The organism is Flavobacterium soyangense (assembly GCF_015277675.1).
Classification (GTDB): Bacteria; Bacteroidota; Bacteroidia; order Flavobacteriales; family Flavobacteriaceae; genus Flavobacterium; species Flavobacterium soyangense.
This window is the reverse complement of record NZ_JADHEC010000070.1, coordinates 1-3403: the sequence shown is the minus strand read 5'-3', so window position 1 is coordinate 3403 and position 3403 is coordinate 1. Positions and strand designations below refer to the sequence as shown.

The following is a 3403-nucleotide window of genomic DNA, read 5'->3' as shown; positions in this document are numbered from 1 at the left end:
ACCTCACTATAATTATATTTTAATTTGAGTTCGGTGAACTTGTTTGCGGGTGCAAAAGTAGCTGGTTTATTCAGTTAAACAATGACTTTTTCAATCTTTTTTCGAAGTATTTTTTAAGTTGTTGAAATCGTGTAGATTGGAAACAAAAGTTTTTTTAAAGGAGAATCAAAATAGACGAATAATGAATTAAGTTGGGTATTTGCGTTAGGGATAGCAGCGGAAAGCCCGCAGTAAAGTGAAGTAAAACGGAACTTTCGAGGACTTGCAGCGAATAGCCCGACCTTAAATAAAGTAAAAAGGCTAGTATTTAGTTTAATACTAGCCTTTTTACTTTATTTAAGGGAACGCCCCAAAAATTATTTGTTTGTTTTTTCTGCTTTTTCTATCCAAAAATTAGTGAGATTATTATAATCTACTGGTTTTGCTGGTTTTTGTTCGATTAACCGTCCGGAGTCGAAGGCTCTTACTAATATGGTTTCTATCAAATAATCTTCATTGACTTCGTAAGGAGAATATTCAGTTTTTAGGTTAATGTCAAACATTTTGGCAGCTAAATTGGACCAAAATGCTTTCCATCCGCTTTTTAGGTTTTTTACCAACTCATAAGTAGTTGTGCCGGTTTGACGGTGGATTAACTTTACAAGAATCTGACCTTGCTTGCGTGAAAGTTTTTTGAGTTTGTCTTCAAATTCATTGGACAAGTAATCTTCAACAATCTTGAAATATTTCTTTTTTTCTTTATTTGTGGTGAGGCTTGCCATTCCTTTGTTTAGAGTTGTTAATCTTTCGGATGCTAATTTTGCATAAGGATAGGTTCTGTAAACTCGATTTTTAAGGAGTTCAAATTGTTTTTTGGCATCAGGGTCTAATTTTCCTTTGTAAACTACGATTTCTTCTAATTGTATGGTGTCTTTAAATATGGTATCTTTTTCTGATAGAACATAACCCATTTTGGTTGTGTCTTTTTGAATTACCTGCGCATTGGCTGCAATTGATAGAAAAAGGAAAAACAAGGATAGTTTAATAATCTTCATTTAATAAAAAATTTATGTCACAAAATTATACATAATATATACAACTGTAATGCCAAATTTATAATTTAGCCAAAAATTAATTTTATGAGTTCAAAATCAATATTAAAAAAGTCGTCCCTTACATTTTTAGAAAACTATTTAAATAATGCTTCGCCAACTGGTTATGAAAGCAGTGGCCAAAAACTTTGGATGGACTATATAAGACCTTATGTAGATACTTTTATCACGGATACTTATGGGTCAGCTGTTGGGATTATCAATCCGGATGCTCCATATAAAGTGATTATTGAAGGTCACGCCGATGAAATTTCCTGGTATGTAAATTACATAACTGATGATGGATTAATTTATGTGATTAGAAATGGTGGCTCTGATCACCAAATTGCCCCTTCAAAAAGAGTAAATATTCACACTAAAAAAGGAATAGTGAAAGGAGTTTTTGGCTGGCCAGCCATTCATACTAGAAATCGCAGTAAAGAAGAATCTCCAAAAATCGATAACCTATTCATTGATATTGGTTGTTCTAAAAAAGAAGAAGTTGACGCACTGGGTGTTCACGTAGGTTGTGTAATTACGTATCCTGATGAATTTATGGTCTTGAACGAAAACAAATTCGTTTGTCGTGCCATTGATAATCGCATGGGTGGATTTATGATTGCTGAAGTGGCTCGTTTACTATACGAAAACAAGATAAAACTTCCTTTTGGTTTATATGTAACCAATTCTGTTCAGGAAGAAGTTGGACTTCGTGGCGCCGAAATGATTACCAAAACCATTAAACCAAATGTTGCTATCATTACCGATGTTTGTCACGATTCTACAACTCCAATGATTGAAAAGAAAATTGAAGGAGAAATAAAAATAGGAAAAGGGCCGGTAATTACTTATGCCCCAGCTGTTCAAAACAATTTGAGGGAACTTATCTTAGATACTGCCACTGAGAAAGATATTCCTTTCCAACGTTTAGCTTCTTCAAGAGTTACAGGAACCGATACTGATGCTTTTGCGTATAGTAATGGCGGCGTAGCATCAGCTTTGATTTCGTTGCCTTTGCGATATATGCATACAACTGTAGAAATGGTACATCGTGATGATGTTGAAAACGTAATAAAATTAATCTATGAAACGCTATTAAAAATGGAAAACAACGAAACGTTTTCTTATTTTAAATAGAATAAGCATTATTCCAAAGACTTAAATCCTTTTCTTTTAAAAAAAGAGAAGGATTTTTCTTTTCTAATCTATCGAGCAATAGACAAAGTCACTTCCAGATTCAATTCTAACTCCGAATGGTGCTCAAAGAAAATAGCTTTTCTATCGAAAGCGGCTTTGACCAAATAGTGACTTCCTTTAAAATAACACTGCTTTACGGTTGCTTTTATTTTTCCTTTATCAACAACTTTTAATTGATGTGGATACAATAACAGCGTTTCGTCTGAGTCTTTTAAATCCGTAAAATGAGACTGTTTCAATTCATTTACTTCACCAAAAAGAGAAGCAACATAATAACTTGGCGGATTCTCATAGAGTTGTCTTGAACTTCCTTTTGCAATTAATTTTCCGTTTTGCAAAACGATGGTTTCATCTGAAAAGGACAACGCTTCCGTACTGTCGTGGGTAGCAATGATGCATGTGATTTGCTTTTTCTTGAAATAGTTGAATAAATTGCGACGCAAGGAATTTTTTCTAAAGGAATCAATTTGACTAAATGGCTCATCTAATAAAAGTATTTCGGGTTCTAGGGCTAAAACCCTTGCCAAAGCCACTCTTTGCTGTTGTCCACCACTCAGGTATTTTGCTTTTATTTTAGCAAACTCGGTCATTTCGACCATTTCCAATAGTTCTTGAATTCGGGCTATTTTCTTGTCTTTATAGATATTAGACAAAAATTTTCCAACGTTTTCTTCCACAGTTATATAAGGCATTAAATCAAAATCTTGCGCTAAATATTTGATATAATCTTCTCCGGGAATTAGATTGTATTTTGGACCTAAAATAGGCTTTTCATTATATAGTATTTCGCCATTATCCAAATTATATAAACCATATAAAAGTTTCAACAACGTACTTTTTCCACAACCACTTTCGCCAATGATAGCTACATTTTGACCTTTGGTAATTTTAAAACTAACCTCCTGAATAACGGGATTTTCAATGTAAGTAAAAGAAATATTTTTTATTATAAGCATCTTCTTTGTTTTGTGGCGCAAATTTACAATGTTTATTAAAAGTAACCCTTCATAATTTTAATGTAACCCGTTGGGTGTAATTATTTGAAGTAAAAAATATTAATTAGATATTGCTCAAGACACTGAAATTCAGTATCTTGAAGTCGCAAAACAAACAATATCCATGTCAAATATAATAAA

Annotated in this window: 3 protein-coding genes; 1 reads left to right on the top strand and 2 read right to left on the bottom strand. The window is 32.9% G+C overall.

The window, feature by feature from the left end:
• Positions 1–356: 356 nt before the first annotated feature.
• Positions 357–1034 carry a DUF4294 domain-containing protein gene (locus tag IR213_RS15895; protein WP_194313275.1) on the bottom strand — a complete coding sequence of 226 codons (678 nt, stop codon included), beginning with the start codon at positions 1032–1034 and terminating at the stop codon, positions 357–359.
• 84 nt (positions 1035–1118) lie between these two features.
• Here IR213_RS15895 and IR213_RS15890 point away from each other — a divergent pair, with 84 nt between their 5' ends.
• Complete coding sequence (locus tag IR213_RS15890) at positions 1119–2207, top strand: M42 family metallopeptidase (RefSeq protein ID WP_194313274.1); 1089 nt, start codon at positions 1119–1121, stop codon at positions 2205–2207.
• 68 nt (positions 2208–2275) lie between these two features.
• Here IR213_RS15890 and IR213_RS15885 read toward each other — a convergent pair whose 3' ends face one another.
• Positions 2276–3223: an ABC transporter ATP-binding protein gene (locus tag IR213_RS15885; protein ID WP_194313273.1), complete on the bottom strand. Its 948-nt coding sequence runs from the start codon at positions 3221–3223 to the stop codon at positions 2276–2278.
• Positions 3224–3403: the final 180 nt, after the last annotated feature.

Coding starts and splice junctions, on each gene's coding strand:
- IR213_RS15885 (WP_194313273.1), bottom strand. CDS start 3,223: ATGCTTATAATAAAAAATATTTCTTTTACTTACATTGAAAATCCCGTT.
- IR213_RS15895 (WP_194313275.1), bottom strand. CDS start 1,034: ATGAAGATTATTAAACTATCCTTGTTTTTCCTTTTTCTATCAATTGCA.
- IR213_RS15890 (WP_194313274.1), top strand. CDS start 1,119: ATGAGTTCAAAATCAATATTAAAAAAGTCGTCCCTTACATTTTTAGAA.